Annotated in this window: 2 protein-coding genes and 3 pseudogenes; 3 read left to right on the forward strand and 2 right to left on the reverse strand. The window is 58.4% G+C overall.

From position 1 onward, the window contains the following. The 3 genes and pseudogenes from ACP7E0_RS34805 to ACP7E0_RS34815 all read left to right on the forward strand — a co-directional run. Positions 1–363: pseudogene (locus ACP7E0_RS34805) on the forward strand (pyridine nucleotide-disulfide oxidoreductase); the annotation flags it as partial. Positions 364–454: 91 nt separating this feature from the next. Further along, positions 455–658, forward strand: coding sequence for a hypothetical protein (locus tag ACP7E0_RS34810; RefSeq protein WP_426131912.1), 204 nt, complete (start codon positions 455–457; stop codon positions 656–658). 96 nt (positions 659–754) lie between these two features. Continuing rightward, positions 755–922, forward strand: a pseudogene (locus ACP7E0_RS34815) (ubiquinol-cytochrome c reductase iron-sulfur subunit); the annotation flags it as partial. A gap of 652 nt (positions 923–1,574) precedes the next feature. Here ACP7E0_RS34815 and ACP7E0_RS34820 read toward each other — a convergent pair. Both ACP7E0_RS34820 and ACP7E0_RS34825 read right to left on the reverse strand, forming a co-directional pair. After that, positions 1,575–1,859 carry a copper-binding protein gene (locus ACP7E0_RS34820; protein ID WP_426131913.1) on the reverse strand — a complete coding sequence of 95 codons (285 nt, stop codon included), beginning with the start codon at positions 1,857–1,859 and terminating at the stop codon, positions 1,575–1,577. 21 nt (positions 1,860–1,880) lie between these two features. Continuing rightward, a pseudogene (locus ACP7E0_RS34825) lies at positions 1,881–1,955 on the reverse strand (cupredoxin domain-containing protein); the annotation flags it as partial.

The raw sequence follows: 1,955 nt of genomic DNA on the forward strand, positions 1-1,955 counted from the left end.
GGTGATATCGTGATGGTTCCACCGGTCAAGGCGGCCCGAGATCGAGGTTCGTTGAAAGCAGTGCGACCATTCGAGCGGGTAGATGTCGACTCGGTCATATGGAAGGATGGCAGTTCCACCAGGGCAGATGCCATTGTCTGGTGTACAGGATTTCGGCCAGCACTGGGCCACCTTCGCGAACTGGGCGTCGTCAAGGATGACGGCACTGTGGAGGCTGATCGAGGCCGCTCCTTAAAGCAGCCACGGCTGTGGCTCGCTGGGTATGGAGGCTGGACCGGGGCAGCTTCTGCGACATTGCTGGGGGCGGGCCGATCTGCACGGGAGCATATGCCGCTGCTGGTGGAAACGCTTCTCCTGAAATGATTCCTCGTTTGCCTCCCAACGCTAAAAAAGCGGCCATTTGTGATACGGTGGTCATCATCTATGGGTAGGATTTCGGGATTGGAGGTCCGCAATGAACGAGCTGACTGTACCGGAAGTAATCAACGATCCGATGATCCGTATCCTCAACAATGCGAATAGGATAAGCGAGCGCGCGTTCGCACAGTTGATGGAAAGTGCAGCCCGCGTGAAGCAGCGCGGCACGCAGGCCCTAGCGGAAAACCTCTCGAAAGACGCCGGCTCGGTCACAGGCCTGGCCATCGACCCCGACCAGTGACTGCATGGGCATCTCTCCCTGTCAATGACTCGAGACTTGGCGCCTGGTAGCAGCCTCGCATCGTCCATTTTCAGGGCCGCCAGCGTCTTCCCCTGCGTCGGTTGCGTTCGCCTTGAGCAGGCTGGCGATGTCCGAGGCTGGTGCTACCCGTGTTATGGATCGCACTACGATACCGCAGGCCGCATTCACAAAGGGCCACCACCGGAGAACCTCACCATTCCGCGCTTGGATTTCGATTCCGACGCCGTCGCCCGGATCGGCTAGGCTCGCTCCGGGTTCGACTGCAAGATTCACGGACACGCTCGATCACGGCTATGATATGATCTATCCTTCGCATGAACCAAGGGAGGGGCGAATGCTAGCGTTGCGTCAGTCCTTGCGCTTGAAGTCTTGCTTTTGTCCAGCCCGGCAGCAACGGAGCCTGTTGTGTTTCATACGGCGCACTTCGGCGACAACACGGTTGTGAACCTGAGTCTCGTGGGCAATCAAGCCGCTGAACGAGTAGGGTACGATTATGACGTGCTGATCTCACTCTCCGAAATGAACGACCGGGGCGAAGCGCTCTACAGCGACCCCGGAAAACATAGAGCACTTGTCAGATGCAATCCACCGGAGACGGTCGCGGTCAGGGGTGTCGACTATCCCGTACGGATTTCGGGCGCGCGAGGGGAAGACTGGAAGGACGACCTCTGGAGGGCGGTCTGCGAAAGTCCAGTTTCGTAGTGGATAGCGATGGCGACTAACCGTAATAGGATTAACGGATTTCCGGTGCGGTGCCCCAATGTGCGCTAAGTGAAGACGCCATGGTTGTCGCTTGAGGCGGGTAGGAGACGTCGACCAAGCTCGCTTCTCTCGGTCACCACGAGGGTGGGTGGGACACGACCACGCAAAGGGCCGCGTCCCTGGTGATATTGGCTTACTTGACCTCGGTGACGGTGAGCTTGCCCTCGACGCGCTTGGCTACGAACTCGATGCTTGCGCCTTCCTTCAGTTTATCAAGCATGGCGTCGTCCTTGACGCGGAACACCATGGTCATTGCAGGCATCTCGAGGGATTTGAGTTCCTCGTGGATCAGCGTGACCTTTTTCGCCTTGGCGTCGACCTTCTTGACGGTGCCCTTGGTGAATTCGGCAGCGAAGGCACCCGAGACGAGGGCGACGGCGAGTGTGGCCGCCGTAGCGAATTTGATGATGGATTTCATGTCATGTCTCCTTGCGTCGGATTATTTCTTGGCCACGGTCACGTCGCCGTGCATTCCGGCGTCGTAGTGACCGGGTACGAGGCAGGCGATCTTGAA

It is taken from the genome of Pararhizobium sp. PWRC1-1 (assembly GCF_049897905.1).
Lineage (GTDB): Bacteria > Pseudomonadota > Alphaproteobacteria > Rhizobiales > Rhizobiaceae > Pararhizobium.

Bases quoted from the DNA above. Each gene is read 5' to 3' on its own strand.
- ACP7E0_RS34820 (WP_426131913.1), bottom strand. From the start codon at position 1,859: ATGAAATCCATCATCAAATTCGCTACGGCGGCCACACTCGCCGTCGCC.
- ACP7E0_RS34810 (WP_426131912.1), top strand. From the start codon at position 455: ATGAACGAGCTGACTGTACCGGAAGTAATCAACGATCCGATGATCCGT.